The organism is Mycoavidus cysteinexigens, from assembly GCF_003966915.1.
Taxonomy (GTDB): domain Bacteria; phylum Pseudomonadota; class Gammaproteobacteria; order Burkholderiales; family Burkholderiaceae; genus Mycoavidus; species Mycoavidus cysteinexigens.
This window is the reverse complement of sequence record NZ_AP018150.1, coordinates 2,077,449-2,100,036: the sequence shown is the minus strand read 5'-3', so window position 1 is coordinate 2,100,036 and position 22,588 is coordinate 2,077,449. Positions and strand designations below refer to the sequence as shown.

19 protein-coding genes, 2 tRNA genes and 1 pseudogene are annotated in these 22,588 nt (G+C 48.6%); 19 read left to right on the top strand and 3 right to left on the bottom strand.

Annotated features, from left to right (window positions below; translation table 11 throughout):
• Positions 1-214: 214 nt before the first annotated feature.
• From MCB1EB_RS08955 to MCB1EB_RS08870, 18 genes and pseudogenes are all read left to right on the top strand, one after another.
• A complete protein-coding gene (locus MCB1EB_RS08955; RefSeq protein ID WP_232034103.1) occupies positions 215-739 on the top strand; it encodes an HrpB1 family type III secretion system apparatus protein in 525 nt (174 codons plus the stop codon).
• Positions 740-773: 34 nt separating this feature from the next.
• Positions 774-1,172: a hypothetical protein gene (locus tag MCB1EB_RS08950; protein WP_026921286.1), complete on the top strand. Its 399-nt coding sequence runs from the start codon at positions 774-776 to the stop codon at positions 1,170-1,172.
• A gap of 2 nt (positions 1,173-1,174) precedes the next feature.
• Positions 1,175-1,978 (top strand): type III secretion system inner membrane ring lipoprotein SctJ, encoded by an 804-nt coding sequence (sctJ, locus tag MCB1EB_RS08945; protein WP_081953570.1) that lies wholly within the window; start codon positions 1,175-1,177, stop codon positions 1,976-1,978.
• A 39-nt stretch (positions 1,979-2,017) separates the two neighbouring features.
• Entirely contained in the window at positions 2,018-2,707 is a 690-nt protein-coding gene (locus tag MCB1EB_RS08940) for a type III secretion protein HrpB4 (RefSeq protein ID WP_052394021.1), read from the top strand.
• Complete coding sequence (sctL, locus tag MCB1EB_RS08935; RefSeq protein WP_052394024.1) at positions 2,701-4,104, top strand: type III secretion system stator protein SctL; 1,404 nt, start codon at positions 2,701-2,703, stop codon at positions 4,102-4,104. The genes MCB1EB_RS08940 and sctL overlap by 7 nt, the downstream gene beginning before the upstream one ends.
• Before the next feature lie 5 nt (positions 4,105-4,109).
• A complete protein-coding gene (gene sctN / locus MCB1EB_RS08930) occupies positions 4,110-5,441 on the top strand; it encodes a type III secretion system ATPase SctN (protein ID WP_045365046.1) in 1,332 nt (443 codons plus the stop codon).
• Positions 5,438-5,950, top strand: coding sequence for a hypothetical protein (locus MCB1EB_RS08925; RefSeq protein ID WP_045365048.1), 513 nt, complete (start codon positions 5,438-5,440; stop codon positions 5,948-5,950). Before sctN ends, MCB1EB_RS08925 begins: the two co-directional genes overlap by 4 nt.
• A 9-nt stretch (positions 5,951-5,959) precedes the next feature.
• Complete coding sequence (sctT, locus tag MCB1EB_RS08920; protein ID WP_034956882.1) at positions 5,960-6,763, top strand: type III secretion system export apparatus subunit SctT; 804 nt, start codon at positions 5,960-5,962, stop codon at positions 6,761-6,763.
• Between the two features lie 245 nt (positions 6,764-7,008).
• A tRNA-Val gene (locus MCB1EB_RS08915) sits at positions 7,009-7,085 on the top strand.
• 128 nt (positions 7,086-7,213) lie between these two features.
• On the top strand, positions 7,214-9,121 hold the full coding sequence (thrS, locus tag MCB1EB_RS08910) for a threonine--tRNA ligase (protein WP_045365052.1): 1,908 nt from the start codon (positions 7,214-7,216) through the stop codon (positions 9,119-9,121).
• 124 nt (positions 9,122-9,245) lie between these two features.
• Complete coding sequence (gene infC, locus MCB1EB_RS08905) at positions 9,246-9,752, top strand: translation initiation factor IF-3 (RefSeq protein ID WP_081677994.1); 507 nt, start codon at positions 9,246-9,248, stop codon at positions 9,750-9,752.
• A 171-nt stretch (positions 9,753-9,923) separates the two neighbouring features.
• The gene (rpmI, locus tag MCB1EB_RS08900; protein WP_026921280.1) at positions 9,924-10,121 is read left to right on the top strand and encodes a 50S ribosomal protein L35; all 198 of its coding nucleotides are present in this window, start codon (positions 9,924-9,926) and stop codon (positions 10,119-10,121) included.
• 29 nt (positions 10,122-10,150) lie between these two features.
• The gene (rplT, locus tag MCB1EB_RS08895) at positions 10,151-10,510 is read left to right on the top strand and encodes a 50S ribosomal protein L20 (protein WP_045365056.1); all 360 of its coding nucleotides are present in this window, start codon (positions 10,151-10,153) and stop codon (positions 10,508-10,510) included.
• Between the two features lie 126 nt (positions 10,511-10,636).
• The gene (gene pheS / locus MCB1EB_RS08890) at positions 10,637-11,650 is read left to right on the top strand and encodes a phenylalanine--tRNA ligase subunit alpha (protein ID WP_026921278.1); all 1,014 of its coding nucleotides are present in this window, start codon (positions 10,637-10,639) and stop codon (positions 11,648-11,650) included.
• Between the two features lie 32 nt (positions 11,651-11,682).
• A complete protein-coding gene (gene pheT / locus MCB1EB_RS08885; RefSeq protein WP_045365059.1) occupies positions 11,683-14,112 on the top strand; it encodes a phenylalanine--tRNA ligase subunit beta in 2,430 nt (809 codons plus the stop codon).
• Between the two features lie 138 nt (positions 14,113-14,250).
• Positions 14,251-14,583 (top strand): annotated as a pseudogene (locus tag MCB1EB_RS08880) (integration host factor subunit alpha); the annotation flags it as partial.
• A gap of 21 nt (positions 14,584-14,604) precedes the next feature.
• Positions 14,605-14,985 (top strand): MerR family transcriptional regulator, encoded by a 381-nt coding sequence (locus MCB1EB_RS08875; RefSeq protein WP_174232251.1) that lies wholly within the window; start codon positions 14,605-14,607, stop codon positions 14,983-14,985.
• A gap of 74 nt (positions 14,986-15,059) precedes the next feature.
• A tRNA-Pro gene (locus tag MCB1EB_RS08870) sits at positions 15,060-15,136 on the top strand.
• A 120-nt stretch (positions 15,137-15,256) separates the two neighbouring features.
• Here the strand turns inward: MCB1EB_RS08870 and MCB1EB_RS08865 are convergent.
• Both MCB1EB_RS08865 and MCB1EB_RS08860 read right to left on the bottom strand, forming a co-directional pair.
• On the bottom strand, positions 15,257-15,580 hold the full coding sequence (locus MCB1EB_RS08865; protein WP_045365061.1) for a type II toxin-antitoxin system PemK/MazF family toxin: 324 nt from the start codon (positions 15,578-15,580) through the stop codon (positions 15,257-15,259).
• Positions 15,577-15,789 (bottom strand): antitoxin MazE family protein, encoded by a 213-nt coding sequence (locus tag MCB1EB_RS08860; protein WP_045365064.1) that lies wholly within the window; start codon positions 15,787-15,789, stop codon positions 15,577-15,579. Before MCB1EB_RS08860 ends, MCB1EB_RS08865 begins: the two co-directional genes overlap by 4 nt.
• A 775-nt stretch (positions 15,790-16,564) precedes the next feature.
• Between MCB1EB_RS08860 and MCB1EB_RS08855 the strand changes: the two genes are divergently transcribed.
• Complete coding sequence (locus MCB1EB_RS08855) at positions 16,565-17,653, top strand: PDDEXK nuclease domain-containing protein (protein WP_045365067.1); 1,089 nt, start codon at positions 16,565-16,567, stop codon at positions 17,651-17,653.
• 272 nt (positions 17,654-17,925) lie between these two features.
• Here the strand turns inward: MCB1EB_RS08855 and MCB1EB_RS08850 are convergent, their stop codons facing one another.
• Positions 17,926-22,311, bottom strand: coding sequence for a WD40 domain-containing protein (locus tag MCB1EB_RS08850; RefSeq protein WP_126354002.1), 4,386 nt, complete (start codon positions 22,309-22,311; stop codon positions 17,926-17,928).
• Positions 22,312-22,588: the final 277 nt, after the last annotated feature.

The following is a 22,588-nucleotide window of genomic DNA, read 5'->3' as shown; positions in this document are numbered from 1 at the left end:
AGCGTATGAGGGGTGCCAAAAGGGCAGCTCGCAATATTCGGGGCAGCCTCCTGACCCGCTAAACCCCTAGGGAGTCGCCAATCAAACGACTTCGCGTCTCATACCATAATTTCGGTTTGGTCACCCAGATTAAGTGCTGCTTGCTTATGCTCAATGCATATTTTAACTCTGCATTGCCTACCCGTAGTCGATGCACTAAATGAGGGAGAGCATGATGACTTACCTTGATTGTGATGATGAAGTGATCTGGGGCTTGATCGATGTGATTAGTGCAGCGGTTGTTGGCGACAGCACTTTTCAAGAGAAAGAGGGGGATGGGCCAGACCCAGGCGATATTGAGTTGATGATCAATGCTGTGCGCGTTTTGCGGCCGAATTTACTCGAGTTTGAAATCTATGAGGCCATGCTGCTCATGAAGCGAGGCTTGCTTGATGATGCGGTTAGGACGATTAATCGCATTCTTAGTCTACGGCCCGATTTTAATTATGGTAAAGCCATCCTGGCTTTTTGCCTATTGAGGAAGCGAGATCCTAAGTGGACCATTCTAGCTGATCAAGTGATAGAAGCCAACGAACCGCCAGAAGCGGTGAAATTGGTCACGTTGCTGCAAGAATACATAGCGTTTGTTGAGGGTCGGCTTGCTCCCAGTGAAATACACGCGGTTAAGATTCTAGAAGAGAGTTCAAAGGCGCAGGTAGAGGCTTTTAATACAAGTGCTGAATATTTCCCACGTGCCTAAGTTAAATTTTAATGAGTTTTGAGGAGTATAAATCATGGACCCCTTTTTGACTGCGCAGGTAACGTCTGCCATGCCTTCTGACCTGACCTCTTTGAGCAATCCGACTTATGTTGCCCAACAGAACGAAGCGCAGATACAAAAATTTGAAGGAATGTTCAATGGCGATGGTCCACTCGTTGCCTCAGAGCAGTCTTCACACAGTTTATCCGTGATCGGCCAAGTTGCAGAAGAACAAGATGCACTGCTGCGACATTCGATGCAAAATGTGGCTAGCGTGATGGACAATATGCCCAATATGAGCATACAACAAATGCACGCGGCCTCAATGCAAGTTTCGATGGATATGATGATGACTAGCTTTAACATGCAAGGCAAATTAGCTGTCGTAGATGGCGCTAAAAAATCCGTTGAGACCCTTTTCAGGAACCAATAACTATGTTTCATACCCAGTTTGGCAGACGTTGGCGCTTGTTCGCCGCGATTGCACTAATAGCGCTGCTGGCGGCCTGCCAGAAAGAGCTTTATGGCAACCTGGGTGAACATGACGCAAATGAAATGATCGTTGCGCTACTGCAAGCAGGTGTGGATGCGCGTAAATCGAGTCCTGATGGGGGCAAGACCTGGAGCATTGCAGTTTCGGGCGATCAAGTAGTGCGTGCAATGGAAGTGTTGCGCGCTAAAGGATTGCCTCAGCAAAAATTCTCCAATTTAGGGGACATGTTTAAGAAAGACGGCTTGGTATCGACCCCAACTGAAGAGCGGGTGCGTTTTATTTATGGCGTTTCACAAGAGCTTTCACGCACGCTGTCAGAAATAGATGGCGTGGTGACCGCTCGGGTGCATATTGTATTGCCTAATAATGATCCGCTAGCGCAGCATGCACAACCTTCTTCGGCATCGGTATTCATTAAATATCGTCCCGATGCAAATGTCGCTACGCTCTCGCCGCAAATCAAAAATTTGGTGGTTCATAGCATTGAAGGCTTGTCTTACGAGCAAGTGAGCGTAATTACAGTGCCTGCGGAGCCCATTAATACAGCAATCGCTAATCCAGATCATGCGGTAGGCTGGTTAAAAACACTCTGCATCGTGTTCATCGCGTTACTGGTTGGAGCCGGTGCCGTACTGGCTTGGTTAAAACCTGATGTGCTCATGGCGAATCAATATCTACGCAAAATTGTGCAGCAGGTTCAAACATTGAAAAAAGGTTCACGCAAGAAAAATGCGGGCGGGTCATAAACTTGACTTTAATCAAAAGCAAAATGGGAATTGGGCACCATGGCTGCACAGGACTCGCTACTCGCTACACACCAAGAATATGCTGCGTTAATTGCAGCTTATAGTAGAAATCTTGCGGTGTTGCCGCGCTATATCCACGCCTCCTGGTGGGGTGGATTAGCTAAGCTGGTGGTGCTCGGTTACCAGGGCGAAGGACTTAAATGTACGCGTGCTTTATTTGCGCTGGCAGATATGAAACTCCCTCGATTGGAGGATTTTCAAGGTCTGTCAGGTAAGTTAGGCGCTTTAGCTAGCCCCCATGCATTACAGTGTTTCCGTTTGCGGGCATTGGCGTTTCGTCGCAGTGAGCTGCGTCATAGCATTGACCGGAAAAGCCGTGCGTTACTGCGTACTTGGCTGGATGCGGCAGAATTGGATCAACTGATGGCTTTACCGGGGTCTCCGCAAACCGCGTTGTTGGAGCGTTCATTTGAGATGAAACCGCTGATTGCTTTGCAGCAAGCTGAGCTTGAATGGGAAGGACTTTGCCTCTTCGGACGTGATCGCATATGGGCGCCAACCGGCCCGTTTGCCTGGTTGAAAATGCATTTTCCACGTGAGCAAGCGCCGTTGCCATGGGTTATGGCGACGTGTAAGCAAGATGGCGGCATTGATACACGATTTGATCCTAATGGCAGTGAGGCGGTGCTGGCAATGTTGCCTGATTTAAATGGGGAAGAGCTATGTTGATCTGGCTGCGCTATCCAAAACGCGCTAATGCTGCCAAGCTCGCGCAAGCAGGCATAGGCATTGAGGGCGATGTAATTCCTGCGGCCGCGCTTGGGCGTTTGCTTGAGTTGGAGGATGGCTTTGCAGCACTCGCAGGCGAGCGAGAGCAAGGGCAGCGCGAACTCGAAGAAAAAGCTAAAAAGGTATATGAAAACGCTTACAAAAAAGGGTATGCAGAAGGCCAAGAGCAGGCGCTTGATGAGTGGTATGAACGTGCTTTAGCGGCCATGAGTGATTATCAGCAGATTCGTTTGCGCATGCGCGAGCGGCTAGCGGGATTGGTCGTCTCAGCAGTTGAACAAATAGTGCAAACAGAAGACACCAAAACTTTATTCGCGCGCGCTCTGTCGACTTTGGACCAAATTGTTGAGGGGGCTTCTTCGCTTACCGTCTCAGTTAATCCATCTCAGCTCGAAGCAGCCCAGCAGACCTTTGAAGAGTTTGTCAGTAAGTTGGGCCAACTAGGCCGGCCAATCAAATTAATTATGCGCTCAGATAGACGGCTTGCGCTTGGAGCTTGCATCTGTGAATCTGATTTTGGCATTGTTGATGCAAGTTTAGACATTCAATTGCAGGCGTTACGCGCTGCTGTTGAGCGGGCTCTTACCGCAGACATTACGCAAGCGCCTCACGCTGTAGCCAGCGAGATGAATGCAGATGAAGAGGATTCAGACGAAGAAGATTTAGATGAAGAAGATTTAGACGAAGAGTATTCAGACGAAGAAGATTTAGACGAAGAGGATTCAGACGAAGAGGATTCAGACGAAGAAGATTCAGACGAAGAAGATTCAGACGAAGAAGATTCAGACGAAGAAGATTCAGACGAAGAGGATTCAGACGAAGAAGATTCAGACGAAAAGGATTCAGACGAAGAGGATTCAGACGAAGAGGATTCAGACGAAGAAGATTCAGACGAAGAAGATTCAGACGAAAAGGATTTAGACGAAGAGGATTCAGACGAAGAAGATTCAGACGAAGAAGATTCAGACGAAGAAGATTCAGACGAAGAGGATTCAGACGAAGAGGATTCAGACGAAGAGGATTCAGACGAAGAAGATTCAGACGAAGAAGATTCAGACGAAGAAGATTCAGACGAAGAAGATTCAGACGAAGAAGATTCAGACGAAGAAGATTCAGACGAGGAGGATTTAGGCGAAGAAGATTCAGACGAAGAAGATTCAGGCGAAGAAAATTTAGGCGAAGAAGATTCAGGCGAAGAAGATTCAGACGAAGAAGATTCAGGCGAAGAAGGTTCAGCCACAGGAAATTTAGACGAAGAAGATTTAGATGCAGAAGATCCAGACGAAGTAAATTCTGAAAAAATTCCTACAAAACCTTATCCACCGTCGGCAGGTTAAATCAAATGAACCAAATGCGCGATTTCCAAGGTCTGACTGATTTAATTGAGCGCGAGCTCAGGTTACGGCCGTCTGTCCAGCAAGCTGGCAAAGTCATTGAAGTCACCGGTACGCTGATTCGCGCTACAGGTATCGAGGTTAAACTGGGCGAGATGTGCGAGTTGCGCAGTCCAGAGGGCAAACTACTGCAATATGCTGAAGTGGTTGGCTTTGCCCAAAGTGTTGCGATTCTTTCTCCTTTTGGTAGCTTAACCCACCTTTCACGCGCCACTCGCGTAATTGGTCTGGGGCGTCCGCTTTCAGTTAAAGTTGGGCCGCAACTGTTGGGTCGTGTGATTGATGCGCTGGGCGCGCCGATTGATCAGCGCGGCCCACTTGAATATGAGGCGCTGCGGCCGATTTTAGCCGATCCTCCTGATCCAATGAGCCGCCGTTTAATCGAAGAGCCATTTTATACGGGTGTGCGCGCGGTGGATGCATTTATGACGTTCGGCGACGGCCAGCGGGTAGGGGTCTTTGCCCCGGCTGGAGTAGGCAAAAGCACGTTGATGGGCATGTTTGCTCGAGGCTCAGCCTGCGATGTTAGTGTCATTGCATTAATTGGCGAGCGCGGTCGTGAAGTGCGTGAATTCATTGAGCAGATTCTTGGCGAAACGGCGTTAGCGCGCTCAGTGGTTGTGTGTGCAACCTCAGACCGTTCTTCAATTGAACGCGCGAAGGCCAGTTATGTAGCGACTACGATTGCTGAATATTTCCGTGATCAAGGATTGCGCGTTCTGTTGATGATGGATTCTTTGACTCGTTTTGCGCGCGCGCAGCGTGAGATTGGGTTGGCGGCGGGTGAGCCGCCTACCCGGCGTGGTTTTCCCCCTTCGTTATTTGCTGAGTTGCCGCGTTTACTAGAGCGCGCTGGCACGTCAGATAAAGGTTCTATTACGGCACTTTATACAGTGCTTATGGAAGATGAAGATAGTAGCGATCCAGTGGCTGAAGAAGTGCGCAGTATTCTTGATGGTCATATTATTTTATCGCGTGAGATTGCCGCCCGTAATCAGTACCCGGCAATTGACGTACTGGGCAGCTTATCGCGCGTTATGCATCAGGTCACTCCTGAGCCGCACCGGGAGGCCGCGGCGCGCGTGCGACGTCTATTGGCTAAACATCGTGAAGTAGAAACCCTATTGCAGCTTGGTGAATATCAAGCAGGCAGTGACCCTGTTGCAGATGAGGCGATCGCAAAAATCGAAGCGATCCGTAGTTTGCTATCGCAGCGCACAGACGCGCTTGCCGATCCGACTGAGACAATTGAAACGCTACAGGAGCTCGTCAGCGAATGAAAGATCGTCGAATGATAGCGTTTACTACATTGCTTGCCTCGCGTAAGCGGCTCGCAGAAAAGCTAGAAAAAACCTATGCTATGCAACGCACTGAATATGCTGAGCGGGTGCAAGCAGTTGCCGCAAAAAATGACGAAATCGCTGAGCAACTGCAAGAGCAGCAAACGCGTACGATTGCCATTAATAATATGATGAGTGGCGAGGCGTTGCTTAAAATCGCTGAATTGGAAGCGGCTTGGCAGTATCTAAATTTGGTTAATGAGAGGCATCAGCAATTAGAAGCGGAATTAGTACCGCTCCAAAAAGCGGTGCAAGCTAAAGAAGCTGAAATATCCGAGACGCGTCAACGCATCGCCAAAAATGAGGCGCAAATTGAAGCTTATTCTAAGTTGGTGCGCGTTGCACGACGCGCACAATTGCGTGCCGCTGAGAATGCGCTAGATGAAGAGGCGGAAGAGGCTCTATTAGCGCAACGGCGCTTACGCGATGTCGCAAAACATAATCTCTAGGAGCGAGTTATGGAAGACTTGCTATTGTTGCACCATCTTACGGAGTCGTTCATTGGGTTGTTACTGACGATTGGGATATGCAGTACGCGGATTTTGATTGTTCTAATGGTTTTGCCTGCTTTAAGCGACCAAGTTTTGCAAGGTACGGCTAGAAACAGTGTCGCCATCATGTTTGGTACTTTTGTCGCTTATGGCCAGCCAGTGAGTTTGCAGGAAATGCCCGCGTTGACGATGCTGTTAGTGGTAGGTAAAGAGGCGATGTTAGGGTTAATCCTGGGTTTTGCTGCTTCGACTATTTTTTGGGCTGCTTCTAGTATTGGGGTGTTAATTGACGATTTGGCCGGCTTTAATAATATTCAAGTCAGTAATCCAATGCGTCAAGATATTAGCACTCCTATTTCTTCGTTGTTAGAGCAACTTACAATCGCTGCTTTTTGGGTTTTGGGCGGCATGATTTTCTTGTTGGGTGCGCTTTACCAATCTTTCCATTGGTGGCCGATCGAAAGTTTGACGCCGGTGGCGGGCTCGATACTTGAAGCATTCGTCTTGCGTCAGACAGATACATTGATGGAAATTATTTGTAAGCTAGCAGCGCCGATGGTACTGATTTTAGTTTTAGTCGATTTGGCGTTCGGGTTTTTAGCCAAAGGCGCGGAAAAATTGGATCTTATGGCATATGGTCAGCCTGTCAAAGGAACTATCACATTGTTTATGTTGGCGATTTTTATTGGGATTTTTCTTAACCAGGTTCAGGCGCAACTATCCCTTAAAGATATTGCCGCCCAGTTTCAGAATTTGAGCAAACCGCATTGAGTGGATTGTCGTAGAGTCGTTATGCTGGAAAATTAGGCGGCGAGAAAAATCGATGTAAAAACTGTGTGAATGCGCAGCATAAAACGACCTTTGAAGACATTGGTAAAGAGTGCTTATTGTAGATTTCTTTTATCGCGGAGGCATGAGGACAGTGAAAATCTGGATCCGGTTACCAAGAACCACTGCCATAAGAGCAAATCGTTATTGGCTTTTATAAAAAAAACCTTTAAAATGCGGGCTTCTATAGGCTCGTAGCTCAGTTGGTTAGAGCACCACCTTGACATGGTGGGGGTCGTTGGTTCGAATCCAATCGAGCCTACCAACGAATATTTCATTTGATTAATACTAATGCGGTCTTAACGAGAGATGGTTAAGGCCGCATTTTTGTTATCTTTTTTGTATGGCTGCGCTAGAAGTTATTGGCTTCTAAATCGCGGCTAGGAGCGCTTGATGATTTCAGTACATTTACTTGACGGCTCCGTGCGCGACTTCGAGCGCCCAGTCTCGGTGGCTGAAGTGGCGGCCTCAATTAGCTCTGGGCTTGCTAAAGCAGCGCTCGGCGCGCGCCTTGATGGAAAGCTGGTTGATACTTCAGCGCTGATTGAGCGCAATGTATCCTTGGCGATTATTACGGGTCAGGATGAAGAGGGTTTGAGCATCATCCGCCATTCGGCCGCCCATTTGCTTGCTTATGCGGTTAAAGACCTTTATCCGGAAGCTCAGGTGACAATCGGACCTGTGATCCAAAATGGGTTTTATTATGATTTTGCATATAGTCGCCCGTTTACGCCAGAGGATCTTGAGAAAATTGAAAAACACATGCGCGAGTTGGTGAAGCGCAACGAAGCGGTGCTGCGCCGGGAAATGCCGCGCGAGCAAGCGATTCATTATTTTAATGGTATCGGCGAACATTACAAAGCCGAACTTATCGAGTCAATTCCACCTGGCGAAGTGATTACATTGTATTCGCATGGTGGTTTTACTGACTTATGCCGTGGCCCGCATGTGCCGAATACGGGCAAATTAAAAGCCTTCAAATTATTGAAAGTCGCGGGCGCATATTGGCGGGGTGATGCGCGCAATCAACAGTTGCAACGGATTTATGGTACTGCTTGGGCGACCCAAGAGCAGTTAGACGCTTACTTATACCAGCTAGAAGAAGCTGAAAAGCGCGACCATCGTAAACTTGGCAAGCAGCTTGACCTTTTTCATTTGCAAGATAATGCCCCGGGCATGGTGTTTTGGCATCCGTCAGGCTGGGCGATATGGCAGCAAATTGAGCAATATATGCGGACTCGTCTCACCGTTGCCGGCTATCGTGAAATTCGCACGCCACAGGTGATCGATCGTTTATTATGGGAGCGCTCCGGCCATTGGCAGAACTATCGTGAAAATATGTTCACGACTGAATCTGAAAAACGTGACTATGCGATTAAACCGATGAGTTGCCCGGGGCATGTTCAAGTTTTTAATCACACGCTACATTCATATCGTGATTTGCCATTGCGTTTGGCGGAGTTTGGTTCATGTCACCGTAATGAGCCTTCAGGCGCATTGCATGGCTTGATGCGTGTGCGCGGTTTTGTGCAAGACGATGCGCATATTTTTTGTACGGAAGAACAAATTATTGCTGAATCGATCGCCTTTAATACATTGGCGATGGAGATTTATAAAGATTTTGGTTTTACGGACATTGCGATTAAGTTATCGCTACGTCCTGAGCAGCGTGCGGGTTCCGATGAAGCTTGGCAGCGTGCAGAAGAAGGGTTGCGCCAAGCTTTATCCGCCTGCAATTTAAATTGGCAAGAGTTGCCGGGCGAAGGCGCTTTCTATGGCCCCAAGATTGAGTATCATATTAAAGATGCGCTGGGCCGTTCATGGCAGTGTGGCACGCTGCAACTTGATTTTGTCTTGCCAGAAAGACTTGATGCTGAGTATGTAGCAGAAGATAATAGCCGCCGTCGACCCGTGATGCTGCATCGTGCCGTATTGGGTTCAATGGAGCGCTTTATTGGAATTTTAATTGAACATTATGCCGGTGCGTTGCCGGTATGGCTCGCGCCAACCCAAGCGGTAGTGTTGAATATCGCCCAAAGTCAAGCGCTTTACGCGGGCGAGGTCGCTGAAACTCTGCAAAAGCAAGGTTTCAGGGTTGAAGCTGATTTGCGCAATGAAAAAATTAGCTATAAAATACGCGAGCATACGTTACGCAAGATCCCGTATTTGCTGGTTGTAGGCGACCGGGAACGGGATGCTAAAATGGTCGCTGTGCGTGCGCGTGGTGGCATAGATCGTGGAGTGATCTCGCTTGACGATTTTGTTGCGAGTTTGCACAATGAAATGTTGAGCTTTAAATAACATCGTTTAAAAAGAGCCTTTTATAACAATCAGGTGACTTTATAAAACGTTTGGTTAAGTTAGCACGTTGAGCACAGTGGTTTTTTGAATTTAAAAAGGAAATAACATCGCTACAGATAAGTCTTTGCACCGCCTAAATAGCGGAATTACAGCGCCTGAAGTGCGTTTGTTGGGTGTAGATGGCGAGGCCATTGGGATTGTAAAGTTGGCTGAAGCTTTGCGTTTAGCGGAACAAGCCGAGATTGATTTAGTCGAAATTGCGCCTCAAGCAGCTCCTCCAGTTTGCCGCTTAATGGATTATGGGAAGTTCAAGTACCAAGAAGCCAAGAAGGCGCACGAGGCAAAGCTTAAACAAAAAGTGATTCAGGTTAAGGAAGTTAAATTCCGCCCGGGCACAGATGATGGCGATTACAATGTCAAATTACGTAATTTGACGCGCTTTCTCGAAGAAGGCGATAAAACCAAAGTCACTTTGCGTTTTCGAGGCCGTGAAATGGCCCACCAGGAAATTGGCATGCGCATGCTTGAGCGTTTGCGTGCTGACCTGGAAGAACATGGTCAAGTTGAGCAAATGCCCAAGATGGAAGGGCGACAGATTGTAATGGTGTTATCACCTAAGAAGAAAAAGTAGCTGAATAGCTTAAGGGCTATGCAGTGCAAGGTTTTAGCGATGACGCGGCAGGTTTGCGGGGTCGCTAAAAAATTCGGCAGAGCATTGCCGGTATAAGTGATCAGAGGTTGTTTAAGGGTAGCGTAGATAAGCTGCACACCTTTGATTCATGTTCGAAAAACAGGAGTTTTAATGCCTAAAATGAAAACCAAGAAAAGCGCAGCTAAGCGCTTTGTGGTGCGTCCAGGTGGAACCGTTAAACGGGGCCAAGCTTTTAAGCGCCATATCCTTACCAAAAAGTCGACGAAAAGTAAGCGTCATTTGCGCGGTAGCACACAAGTGTGTGCCGCTGATATGGGCGCGGTGCGCGCCATGCTTCCATTTGCTTGATCTCACACTCATAGGAACAGGAGAAAACCATGCCTCGAGTTAAACGTGGGGTCACTGCACGGGCCCGCCATAAAAAAGTCATTGATGCTGCTAAAGGGTATCGTGGCCGTCGTAACAATGTCTATCGGGTTGCCAAACAAGCCGTAATGAAAGCGGGGCAGTATGCCTACCGCGACCGTCGCAATAAAAAGCGCGTTTTCCGTGCTTTGTGGATTACCCGTATCAATGCAGCTGTGCGCGAGCATGATATGACGTATAGCGTATTTGTGAATGGCCTGAAAAAAGCGGCGATTGAATTGGACCGTAAAGTTCTGGCCGATATGGCGGTGATGGATAAAGCCGCATTTGCAGCCATTGTTCAGCAGGTTAAAACAGTGGTTGTAAACTAACTACCCTATTGAGGCGCCTCGCGCAATCGTGTTGAGGCAATTTATATAGTGCTTTGAAATATGGGGTTCTTGCTGAACCCCATTTTCATTGTAGCGCTTGCAGCAACGTTATATTTGGAAAAACCGATGGATTTGGAGCAGATTGTCGCTGATGCTCGTCATGCTTTCGCGCAAGCAGCCGATGCGGTTTCTCTCGAAAATGAGAAAGCCCGTTTTCTTGGCAAAGCGGGGCAGTTGACGGAGCTTTTAAAAGCGCTTGGCCGGCTTGATGCGGAAACGCGCAAGCGCGAAGGGGTGCAGATTAATCTCGCCAAGCAGCAAGTAGAAGAAATGCTGCGTGCGCGGCGTGAGCAATTAGCGGATAAGCTGATGCAACAGCGCCTTGCGGCGGAAGCGATGGACGTCACCTTACCTGGCCGGGGCGCAAGTAAGGGTAGCTTACATCCTGTGATGCAGACCTGGGAACGGGTTGAACAGATCTTTCGCTCGATTGGCTTTGATCTCGCTGAAGGGCCTGAAATTGAAACGGACTGGTACAACTTTACTGCGCTGAATAGCCCGCTAAATCATCCGGCGCGTTCAATGCAGGATACGTTTTATATCGATGCACGGGATGAGAAAGATCAACTCCTGCTATTACGCACGCATACCAGCCCGATGCAGGTTCGCTATGCACGTATGAACCAGCCGCCCATCAGGGTGATCGCTGCGGGGCGCACTTATCGCGTCGATAGCGACGCAACGCATTCACCCATGTTTAATCAAGTAGAAGGGCTTTGGATCGATGAAAACATTAGTTTTGCCGATCTGAAAGGCGTCTATACAGAATTTTTGCGACGCTTTTTTGAGCGCGATGATTTGCAGGTGCGTTTTCGCCCATCTTACTTTCCATTTACTGAACCTTCTGCTGAAATCGATATGCTATTTGAGCAAGGCAAAAATGCTGGCAAATGGCTCGAGATTTCTGGCGCAGGCCAAGTCCATCCAAATGTGATTCGCAATATGGGTTTTGCCCCAGAACGCTATACCGGCTTTGCCTTTGGCAGTGGTTTAGAGCGGCTCACGATGTTACGTTATGGGGTGCAAGATTTGCGCCACTTTTTTGAAGGTGACGTGCGCTTTTTGCAGCAGTTTGCGTAATTTTCTATCGATTTATTTTTACAGAGTGTGTCATGCAATTCCCGCAATCCTGGTTAAGGAGTTTGGTTGATCCAACTTTATCGACGGAGTCATTGGCCCACGCGTTGACGATGGCGGGGCTTGAAGTTGAAGCGCTGCGCGCCATCGCGCCGCCGACCTCAAAGGTGGTCGTAGGGCAAATACGAGAAGTGGTTAAGCATCCAGATGCGGATCGTCTGAATGTGTGCCAAGTTGACGTTGGCGCGGCTGAGTTGCTAACTATCGTCTGCGGTGCGCCAAATGTTGCCGTGGGTTGTAAAGTGCCATGTGCGCTGATCGGGGCGGAGTTGCCCGCGGCAGAGGCCGGTGGCGCGCCTTTTCGGATTAAGCGGAGCAAGTTGCGCGGAGTGGAAAGCCAGGGCATGTTGTGTTCGGCGCGCGAGCTTAAAATCTCAGGCGATGGAGTCGGTTTGCTCATTTTGCCGGCGGATGCGCCGGTTGGACAAGATATTCGGCAAGCGTTGCACCTGGATGAGATAGTTTTTGACATTAAACTGACGCCCAATCGGGCCGATTGTTTATCGATTTTAGGGATTGCTCGTGAAGTCTGCGCGATCACTGGCGCGCCTTTGCGCCAACCTCAATTCGAGTCTGTGCGCACTACTTTGACGGAAATTTTGCCAGTTAAAGTTGCTGCCAGTGATCTGTGCGGACGTTTTTCAGGACGGGTGATGCGCCATGTGAACGCGCGCGCGCAAACCCCTAAATGGATGGTGGAACGCCTTGAGCGTGCCGGACAGCGCAGTATTTCAGCGTTGATCGATATTTCCAATTACGTGATGCTGGAATTAGGCCAGCCAACGCATATCTTCGACCTTGACAAACTGCACGGCCCGCTCGAAGTGCGTTGGGCGCAGTGTGGCGAAGCGCTCAAACTACTCAATGGAAATACGGTTGAGTTGGATCAGACCGTCGGCGTGATTGCCGATCAACAGGCTGTGCAAAGTATGGCTGGGGTGATGGGGGGGGATCATACCGCCGTCTCGCTGGATACATGCAATATCTATCTCGAAGCTGCATTTTGGTGGCCAGATAGTATTCGCGGGCGCGCGCGCCGGTACAATTTCGCCACTGAAGCCGCGCATCGTTTTGAGCGCGGCGTTGATTATGCGGCTACCGTTGCCCAGCTTGAATATATGACCCGCTTGGTGGTTGATATTTGCGGTGGGGAAGCGGGGCCGATTGACGATCAAGTGATTGCGCTGCCAGAACGCGCGCCAGTGGCGTTAGACGCTACCCGCGCGAGCCGCATAATCGGGGTAAATATAAGCGTAAATGAAATCGCAGAAATATTCACGCGTCTTGGCTTGCCTTTCGAGTTTCAAGACGAGCAATTTATCGTCACGCCCCCATCTTATCGTTTTGACCTCGAAATTGAAGCCGACCTGGTGGAAGAAGTAGCGCGCATTTATGGCTTTGAGAAGATCCCAGCGCGCCTGCCAGTCGCACTCAATATCATGCGCGAGGCGACGGAGACTCGGCGTTCCGTGCATGCGATCCGACATCAACTGGCGGCACTTGGCTATACAGAAACCATTAATTTTAGTTTTGTAGACGAAGCATGGGAGCAAGATTTTGCTGGCAATGCGGCGCCGGTGCGGGTATTAAATCCAATTGCAAGCCAACTCTCGGCGATGCGTAGCACATTGCTGGGTGGTTTGGTCAATCAGTTGAGTTATAACCTAAAACGTAAAGCTGCGCAGATTCGCTTATTTGAAGTGGGGCGGGCCTTCTCTTTAGACCCGGCCGCGCTAGCGGGCGATTTAACGGTGGCTGGGTTAAATCAGCAATCATTGGTGAGCGCGTTAGCCTATGGGCCGGTGTGGCCGGAGCAATGGGGCGTGGCGACGCGTTGGGTAGATTTTTTTGATCTTAAAGGTGATTTGGAGGCGCTTTTTGCGCCGGCAACGCCACGCTTCACGGCAGCTAAGCATCCCGCCTTGCATCCAGGGCGTAGCGCGCAGATTGAGTTGGCCGGCAAACAGGTCGGTTGGCTGGGCGAGTTACACCCACGCTGGTTACAAAAATATGATTTACCCCGTGCTCCCATTTTCTTTGAGATTAATCTAAACGCGTTATGCGAACGTACTGTGCCGACGGCGCTCGAGGTCGCCAAATTTCCGCCTGTACGGCGTGATATTGCGGTGCTCGTTAGTGCTCAAATTAAGGCGCAGGAGCTGCTTGACGAAATGCAAAAAGCACGCGCTGATGAAGCCTGCAAATATGTACAGCAGATTACACTGTTTGATGAATTTCGCCCTCAAGTAGAAACGGATGCACAGCTTCCCCAGCAAAGAAGTCTTGCGTTTCGAATCACCTTGCAAGATACTGAAGGGACTTTGCAAGATGCAATGATTGATCTAGCCATTAAAACTTTGGTTGATCGTCTAGTGCGCATCTATGATGTGCGCTTGCGTAATTGATAGCTTAAGAGTACGAATGCAATGGAATGGAGCGCAGATTTAGTGGAGCAACGGGCGATGTTAGGGCCGAAAAATTCAGCAGAGGATTCACCTAACAGCTTATGCGCAAGCGCTCCAAGCGAAGCGTCGGTTGAGATAGCAGGCGAAACGCCCACCTTGACTAAAGCTGAACTGGCTGAATTTTTATTTGATCAGGTCGGCTTAAATAAACGTGAAGCCAAGGAAATGGTGGAAGCTTTTTTTGAATTGATTAGTACTGCGCTTGAAAGAGGCGAAAGCGTAAAACTATCTGGCTTTGGCAACTTCCAGTTGCGTGATAAGTCGCAACGGCCTGGGCGCAATCTGAGAACCGGTGAAATCATCCCGATCGCTGCGCGCCGAGTCGTAACATTCCATGCCAGCCAAAAACTTAAGGCGCTGGTCGAATGCAATATGCCGTCGGCGCAGGCATCCGCGTATACGCCGCGATAGTGGGTTAAGGTGAGCTCAGTGATGCTGCAAAAAGTAACATTGCTTCCGATTCCTGCAAAACGCTACTTTACGATTGGTGAGGTGAGCCAGCTCTGCGCTGTAAAGCCGCATGTATTGCGTTATTGGGAGCAAGAATTCACTCAGCTTCGGCCGGTTAAGCGGCGGGGCAACCGGCGCTACTACCAGCATCATGAAGTCCTCCTGATCCGTCGCATTCGGGAGCTACTCTATGAGCAAGGTTTCACGATTAATGGCGCGCGCAACCGCTTGGATAGCCATCAGACATGCGCTGAGGGTAACCTATTGACGAGCGAGTCTGAATCTTCAGCACAAATTCATGCGCTGGATCTTAGTCAGTTACGTGCTGAGATTGAGCAGGTGATTAGAATTTTGCAAAAATAATCCGTTAAAACAACTTTGTTTTACTCGAGAAACACCAACCCGCATTTTTGCTCTGCTATAATTCTTGACTTCTTCGGGGCGTAGCGCAGCCTGGTAGCGTACATGCATGGGGTGCATGTGGTCGGAGGTTCAAATCCTCTCGCCCCGACCAATAAAATCAATGAGTTATAGATTCGCGTCTGTAACTCATTGTTGTTTTCTGGCTTTCGTTACCGTCTAGTTACCGGAATGTCGCCAACTCGGACTCTTGTTCACAGGTTCGTCATCGCTTTTATGCAAAACCAAGGAAGACAGCTAAAGCACGATTCACAGACAGCAGCGTTTGTTTATCCAAGCGGCCAAATGAAAGTCCTACTTTTTCTCGCGGAACTGTCTGCACTTTATCAATCATGATCTGCGATTCTTTTTGCAAGCCATTAGTTTTAGAAGGAGTTACCGCCAAGCGAAACACTGATGGATCTCGTAGCTCACTCGTTACAGGTAGTACAGTAACGGATGGATGCTCATTAAAGAGATCAGATTGAATAATCAGTGCAGGGTGCGGTTTGCCATAAGCGCCTTGCAAAGCAATTGTTGCCAAATCTCCACGCTTCACTTCCAGCCCTCTGTATCAGAAGCCTCTTGCAGCCAGTTTAGTATTTCGGTTTCGTGTGGATCATTTCTCAACGCCAATGATTGTTGGCGGCACTTATCCGTAAAATCTTGGCGGCGAGTATCTGGTACCCAAATTTGTATTGGGCGAAAACCTGCTGCACGTAATTCGTCACGATGCTTTTTTATACGGTGAGAGATACTATTTTCCATAGAACACCTCTGTATATTACATGAATCATGTATAGATCCAAATTATGTTACATGCAACGGGAGAGGGGCAACGTGCAAATACAAAATCTGCGAAATGACGCAAAGCCATATGCTTTCATGTTTTGGTATCCTGTGCGTAATGCTCGAACGTTCGACCAACGGATTAAAAGTAATCGGGATATCTATTCTAGCGAATGCTAAAATCTTCTCAAAACGCTTGTTTATAAAGGGTTTCGCTGAATAGCGCGCTACTCACTATTCTATGTAATTCTTCATTTTTGTGTAATTTTCTACGCACGATTACACAGAAATTACACAAACTTTTTAGTTGGTTTTGAATGCTCTGTCTGCTTCTGCTTATTCTGAGCATACCGTTTTTGTTCCTCACTCTCTTGAGGTTGAGTGGGATATTTTCTGTTCCAGCGCTTGCGCCGAGAACAATGGAAAGCCTATTCGATCTGGCGGAAGTCAGTTCCTCGCTATTTAGCACTGAGGTGGAAACCCTGGCCGATCAATTAGAACCGTGGGCAACGGATGAAAGAGGAGGGGGTGAATGAACGGGCCACTGGTATAGTACGTGTTGAAGCCGCAGAATATATCGTGTACCCCTAGCCCTATTTAAGGCGATGCTGGCGTGTCCTTACGTTACAAATCGGCAACCGACGTGAGATTTACCGCTAGGTCGCCTTGGGCCAGTTTGATGATGATTGGATTTCGTATCTTGTTAATCGCAGAAAGTAATTTTCTCCATTAATTTAGAAATTTTAAATCGTATATGCAAGATAAAAAATTAACTTCGAATAAAATTAGTTTAGCGCCTTTGGTTATTGAGCAGCTTTATAAGCAAGCTGCAAGTTACATCGATAGCGCTCGCCAAACTGTTTATCGTGTCATCGATACACAAATGGTCAGTGCTTACTGGTGTATTGGTCGTGATATAGTGCAAGCAGAGCAAAAAGGGCATGCACGTGCGGAATATGGGAGCAATTTATTGCCCGCACTCTCAGAGAAGCTTACAAAGAAATACGGTCGTGGATTCGGTATTTCCACTTTACGAGATATTCGCCAATTCTACTTGATTTATTCTGATTACATGCCAATTCACCACGCGGTGCGTGGTGAATCAGAAAAGCAATTGAATTCTAGACTGGGGTGGATCCATTACCGTGCGCTAATGAGATTAGATCGACCTGAAGCACGGCAGTTTTATGAAATTGAAGCCGAAAAAAATCATTGGTCTGGCCGAGAACTTGAAAGGCAGATTGCGAGCTTATTGTTTGATCGGCTGGCTAGAAGCAAAGATAGAGATGGCATAATGAGACTAGCCTGTAAAGGTCAAGAAATTACTAAACCAGAGGATACGATTAAAGAACCCCTGGTTCTTGAATTTCTTAATCTACCAGAATCACATCGATTAGTTGAATCAGAACTCGAAGAAGCTTTAATAAATAATCTACAGCATTTTTTATTAGAATTAGGTAAAGGTTTTGCATTTGTAGCAAGGCAAAAGCGGCTCTCGCTAGATGGTGATCATTTTTATACGGATCTTGTCTTCTATCATGTCATTTTAAAATGTTACGTTATCATTGATCTTAAAATTAGAAAGCTCTCACATGCTGATTTAGGCCAGATGCTGCTATATGTTAATTATTTTGACCGAGAAGTAATTGAAAAAGACGATAACCCGACGATCGGACTGATACTCTGTACCGATAAAAGTGACGCAATGGTTCAATATACGCTTGGTGATAAGACTAAACAAGTTTTTGCCAGTAAATACCAATTTCATTTGCCGACGGAAAAAGAGCTAGAAGCAGAACTCAGACGAGAAATAAAAGAGATAAAGCAAAAATTAGATGGGTAGCGATTGTTCGAAAACCTTAGGATCACAAAAGGAATGTCATCGTACCTTCCCCAAGGCTTTTCGTTACTGCCGCAGCAGGATATAAATGTGTTTCAGATAAAGTTATTTTTTGTTTAAATGGGGATAAAAAAGGTGTAGATCAGACATTACAATTTAGCCCTTACAAAAAAACTGTCCAGACTGAAAGTTATGTTAAATCCAGCCATTATTTCGTAGTGAAAGACCTCCATGGGGATCTTTCGCTACGACATCTTAACATCCGACTCTCAACTCTATTCCCAATCTTCTTCAGAGTCTGTATCAAAGTCGTCCCCACCACGTTGCTCCAACAGCGCTCGATTCATCTCGCTTAACTCAACCACCCCTTCCAATAACGTATCCTTCACCATCAGCTTATTATCCAGTCGTGACATCCAACGCAGGTGCGCATGAACTCCATCCTCCTCTCCTATCAGCTCCCACTGCCGAACCAACTTATCGCCACTGCCAGTCAACAAATAGGAACCCTCCGGCGTCGCCTTCCAGGCTACGCTATAGACTCCCTCGGTAAAATCTTGAATCACTCCTAAACACTTACCCGAAGCGACCTTCCAAAGACGCACCGTATTGTCCTCACTCCCCGAGGCGATCTGCGAACCGCTCGGCGAATACACCACGCTCCTAACCCAGTCAGTATGCCCTTCTAAGATGTATCCAGCCGCTCCGCTGTGCGCGTCCCACAGCCGCACCGTATTGTCCCAACTGCCCGAGGCGATCTGCGAACCGCTCGGCGAATACACCACGCTCATAACATAGGAGGTATGGCCTTCTAAGATGTGCCCAACCGCTCCGCTTTCCGCGTCCCACAGACGCACCGTCTTGTCATGACTCCCCGAAGCGATCTGCGAACCGTTCGGCGAATACACCACGCTCATAACCCAGTCGGTATGCCCTTCTAAGATGTATCCAGCCGCTCCGCTGTGCGCGTCCCACAGACGCACCGTCTTGTCCTCACTCCCCGAGGCGATCTGCGAACCGCTCGGCGAATACACCACGCTCATAACAGAGTTGGTATGGCCTTCTAAGATGTGCCCAACCGCTCCGCTGCGCGCGTCCCACAGACGCACCGTATTGTCAACACTCCCCGAGGCGATCTGCGAACCGCTCGGCGAATACACCACGCTCATAACAGAGTTGGTATGGCCTTCTAAGATGTGCCCAACCGCTCCGCTTTCCGCATCCCACAGACGCACCGTATAGTCATGACTCCCCGAGGCGATCTGCGAGCCGCTCGGCGAATACACCGCGCTAAAAACAGAGTCGGTATGGCCTTCTAAGATGTGCCCAACCGCTCCGCTGTGCGCTTCCCACAGACGCACCGTCTTGTCAACACTCCCCGAGGCGATCTGCGAACCGCTCGGCGAATACACCACGCTCAAAACAGCGGAGGTATGTCCTTCTAAGGTGTGCTCAGCCGCTCCGCTGTGCGTGTCCCACAGACGCACCGTCTCGTCCTTACTCCCCGAGGCGATCTGCGAACCGTTCGGCGAATACACCACGCTCCAAACAGCGGAGGTATGTCCTTCTAAGGTGTGCTCAGCCGCTCCACTTTCCGCGTCCCACAGACGCACCGTTCTGTCATCACTGCCCGAAGCGATCTGCGAGCCGCTCGGCGAATACACTACGCTCTTAACCCAGTCGGTATGGCCTGTCAAGGTGAACCCCGGCGCGCCGCTTGTCGCGTCCCACAGACGCACCGTCTTGTCCTCACTCCCCGAGGCGATCTGCGAACCGCTCGGCGAATACACCACGCTCAAAACAGAGGCGGTATGGCCTTCTAAAGTGTGCCCAGCCGCTCCGCTGTGCGCGTCCCACAGACGCACCGTCTTGTCCCCACTCCCCGAGGCGATCTGCGAACCGCTCGGCGAATACACCACGCTCCTAACCCAGTCGGTATGGCCTTCTAAGATGTGCCCAGCCGCTCCGCTTTCCGCGTCCCACAGACGCACCGTCCAGTCATCACTCCCCGATGCGATCTGCTCGCCGTTCGGCGAATACACCACGCTAAAAACAGAGTCGGTATGTCCCGCTAAGGTGTGCCCAGCCGCTCCGCTGTGCGCGTCCCACACTCGCACCGTCTTGTCCTCACTCCCCGAGGCGATCTGCGAACCGCTCGGCGAATACACCACGCTAGTAACACCAGAGGTATGTCCTTCTAAGGTGTAGGATTTTTCCCAATTCGAAGTCGAATAGATGCTGATCGTGCCGTTCCAAAGCCCTACCGCACAGTTTTCCCCATCCGGGGAATACGCGCAGGAATACACATAGCTCTCTTCTTCGAGATAAGCCCATTCGCCAAACCGTACCCCAGCCATCTTGGCTGCGCTTAAATCCGCATGGCGAAGCCAGCTATTCCGAAAATTGACCTCGCTTAAATCCGCCCCTTGCAACTGCGCTGAATCGAATACCCCAAAGCTCAGATCTGCCCCAGGTATCTGAACTCCTTTTAAATCCGCTGCATTGAACTGCACTCCAGCTTTAACCAGGATCGTGATTGCGTTCGCCGCAGCCATACTCACGCTATCCTGGCTCGTTGATGCTTTAATCCATGCCAACAGCGGTTTCAGCAGCCCTCCATTTTGCTGAACTCGCTCGACCAAAAAGCGCTGAATCGCTACATCCTCCACCACATTGAAAGTATTCAATAAGGCCTCAGCATCCACTTCAACAGAAGGGCTGAGCGCTTCCCATAACACCCGCACCTTTCCTACCCAGTTTAACGGCGTAAAATGATCCGATGACGCCAATTCCGTGAAGTTTTCCAGCTCTTCCCACACCGCGCGCGCCACTAAATAATCCTGGATCGATTTGTGAATAAAGCGATATTGCTGTTGCTGGCAAGTGAGCAAAGCGCTAAAACGCAGTAGCTTTTTTCCCTCATCCTGATTGCTCAGAAAGGCTTCATACCTTTTATCCTGCGGTATTCCACGACGAGTGAGCGGAGAATAGGCTGCTACCGTAGTTTTAGCCTCTGATAGGGCTAACGCGAAGTCGGTATTAAATGTTTCGCTATGCTTGATAAATCCTTCTTCTTTTAAACCATAGAAAGCGCTCTTCTGCGTCTCCGTCAATTTAGACTGAATCGCATCTAAACGCTCTAACGAACGCTTAAACCACGTCTGCACAAACTGCTCGTAGAGTTTGATTCGGGTTAAAGCCACTTGGCCGGGCCGAGCTTCGTCTAACGTCGGCAACACGCTTAAGGCCATTTTGAGCAAAAAGGGTGTGCCCAAGAGTTCTTTGACATTTGGGATACGCGCTAATCTATCTTGATAGTCTTCAGCACTCCACTGAGCCTGCATATGCTTAACATATTGATGAATATAGGTTTCGATCGACTGTTCTGAAAACAGTGCGAGCTGATACTCCAGCAGCACACGTGAACGTCCTCGTGGTTGCAGATGGTTTTGATAGCCTTCCGTTAAATATTCGGGCCGGCAACTCAGTAGGATTTTTGCTTGCCATTGATCCAGTTTTTCATCCGCATATAAATTCCTCTGTTCCGCAGGAATCTCATCGTAGCCATCTAAGATGAAAATAAAGCGCTGGCTTGCTCGCAACGCGTCGATCTGCTCTGGCGAGAAACCATATTTATCCGATAAATACTGACCAATGAGATTCTTGTTGGGCTTATCTATCGTCGGTAAAGAGATATACAGCGGGATCGGTCGCTCTCCCGAAGCCGCACTATAGTCTCGCCATAAGCGACGCGCTAAATGGCGGTTAAAGGTTGATTTACCTGAACCCGCTTCGCCTCGTAGTAGGAGTACCTGGGTTTTCTGGCTAGAATCCTGGGCTTGAGTCAAAAAGGCGGTTACCGCTTCGTCTAAATCAAAAAGAGTGTTTTTATCTGTGAGGGTCGCCGCCTGTGGGGCGACATACATCGCCAGCCCATCCTGAATCTCTCCCGGCTCTTCCCACGCAGTGAAATATTCTGCTTCGATATTCTGCCCTAAGATGGCCAACGGTTCTTTCTTCGAGCATAGCTCTCGCGCTTGCTGCTCTATAAAACGATCGAGATAGGCAGACTTTAATTCTCCAACAGACGTATGGATTTCTTGGATTTGCGGCAGAAGCTCTGGATTCGCTGAGTAGTAATGCACGTTGACCGTGTTATTCTTGCCATGGACTGGCGCATTAATCGTCCCTTGGCAGTTTTGTACTAACGTCTCCACCCCGGCGAGCCGTTCAATGGCAACGGGATGGTTTTTTTTATTTAAATGTTCACTACTTGACCCACGCTCGACTTCTCGCTTTCTCGAAGAAGCGCTACTGGCACTATAGCGTTCAAAAAGAGTCTGTTCCTTTTGATCTAATATGGCAGCTTCTGCAGTCCGTCCTAACGCCTTTAATAACCCACTGTATTCCGAATAAATCAACCCAAACATTCTGACTGTTTGACGATCAACAAAAGATTTTTCGAGCACTTCTTCCAGCAAATTTTGGGCAACTTTATAGTGATTCCCTGCTTCAACGACTTGACCTTCTCTTTTATACCAATCCGCGGCCTTTTTATAGTGTTGCACTTGCTCAAGCAGTTGCTTAGGGGTTTGGGGCGCACGCTGCCCCTGTGCAACAGGATTGGAACTTGAAAACAAGCCACTGGCAGGTGTAAACATCACGTTCCTTGTACGAGTATTTTCTAATTCTCGTTCGGTTTAATGAACAAGCCGTGTAGAAAAGCCGAATTTTTTAAGATTGAACAATAGGTAAAGTCTACAAATAAGAGAGTACGCGCCTATTTTGTGCACTCCGCTCAAAGACCGCATCGTCTTCATCCACCATTTTTCCGAATTGTACCGATGGGCCAATGATTTTTGCAAAAAATCATAGCGTAGGGATGGACGATCGAGTGTGTGGGACGCATCCATTCACTTTTTTGTCCCTGATTTCCGA

What these genes read in the sequence shown, in the direction of transcription:
- sctL (WP_052394024.1), top strand. Translation starts at nt 2,701, where the DNA reads ATGTTGATCTGGCTGCGCTATCCAAAACGCGCTAATGCTGCCAAGCTC.
- MCB1EB_RS08925 (WP_045365048.1), top strand. Translation starts at nt 5,438, where the DNA reads ATGAAAGATCGTCGAATGATAGCGTTTACTACATTGCTTGCCTCGCGT.
- pheS (WP_026921278.1), top strand. Translation starts at nt 10,637, where the DNA reads ATGGATTTGGAGCAGATTGTCGCTGATGCTCGTCATGCTTTCGCGCAA.
- MCB1EB_RS08860 (WP_045365064.1), bottom strand. Translation starts at nt 15,789, where the DNA reads ATGGAAAATAGTATCTCTCACCGTATAAAAAAGCATCGTGACGAATTA.
- pheT (WP_045365059.1), top strand. Translation starts at nt 11,683, where the DNA reads ATGCAATTCCCGCAATCCTGGTTAAGGAGTTTGGTTGATCCAACTTTA.
- sctJ (WP_081953570.1), top strand. Translation starts at nt 1,175, where the DNA reads ATGTTTCATACCCAGTTTGGCAGACGTTGGCGCTTGTTCGCCGCGATT.
- MCB1EB_RS08955 (WP_232034103.1), top strand. Translation starts at nt 215, where the DNA reads ATGACTTACCTTGATTGTGATGATGAAGTGATCTGGGGCTTGATCGAT.
- sctT (WP_034956882.1), top strand. Translation starts at nt 5,960, where the DNA reads ATGGAAGACTTGCTATTGTTGCACCATCTTACGGAGTCGTTCATTGGG.
- rpmI (WP_026921280.1), top strand. Translation starts at nt 9,924, where the DNA reads ATGCCTAAAATGAAAACCAAGAAAAGCGCAGCTAAGCGCTTTGTGGTG.
- MCB1EB_RS08850 (WP_126354002.1), bottom strand. Translation starts at nt 22,311, where the DNA reads ATGTTTACACCTGCCAGTGGCTTGTTTTCAAGTTCCAATCCTGTTGCA.
- MCB1EB_RS08950 (WP_026921286.1), top strand. Translation starts at nt 774, where the DNA reads ATGGACCCCTTTTTGACTGCGCAGGTAACGTCTGCCATGCCTTCTGAC.
- MCB1EB_RS08875 (WP_174232251.1), top strand. Translation starts at nt 14,605, where the DNA reads ATGCTGCAAAAAGTAACATTGCTTCCGATTCCTGCAAAACGCTACTTT.
- MCB1EB_RS08940 (WP_052394021.1), top strand. Translation starts at nt 2,018, where the DNA reads ATGGCTGCACAGGACTCGCTACTCGCTACACACCAAGAATATGCTGCG.
- rplT (WP_045365056.1), top strand. Translation starts at nt 10,151, where the DNA reads ATGCCTCGAGTTAAACGTGGGGTCACTGCACGGGCCCGCCATAAAAAA.
- MCB1EB_RS08855 (WP_045365067.1), top strand. Translation starts at nt 16,565, where the DNA reads ATGCAAGATAAAAAATTAACTTCGAATAAAATTAGTTTAGCGCCTTTG.
- thrS (WP_045365052.1), top strand. Translation starts at nt 7,214, where the DNA reads ATGATTTCAGTACATTTACTTGACGGCTCCGTGCGCGACTTCGAGCGC.
- sctN (WP_045365046.1), top strand. Translation starts at nt 4,110, where the DNA reads ATGAACCAAATGCGCGATTTCCAAGGTCTGACTGATTTAATTGAGCGC.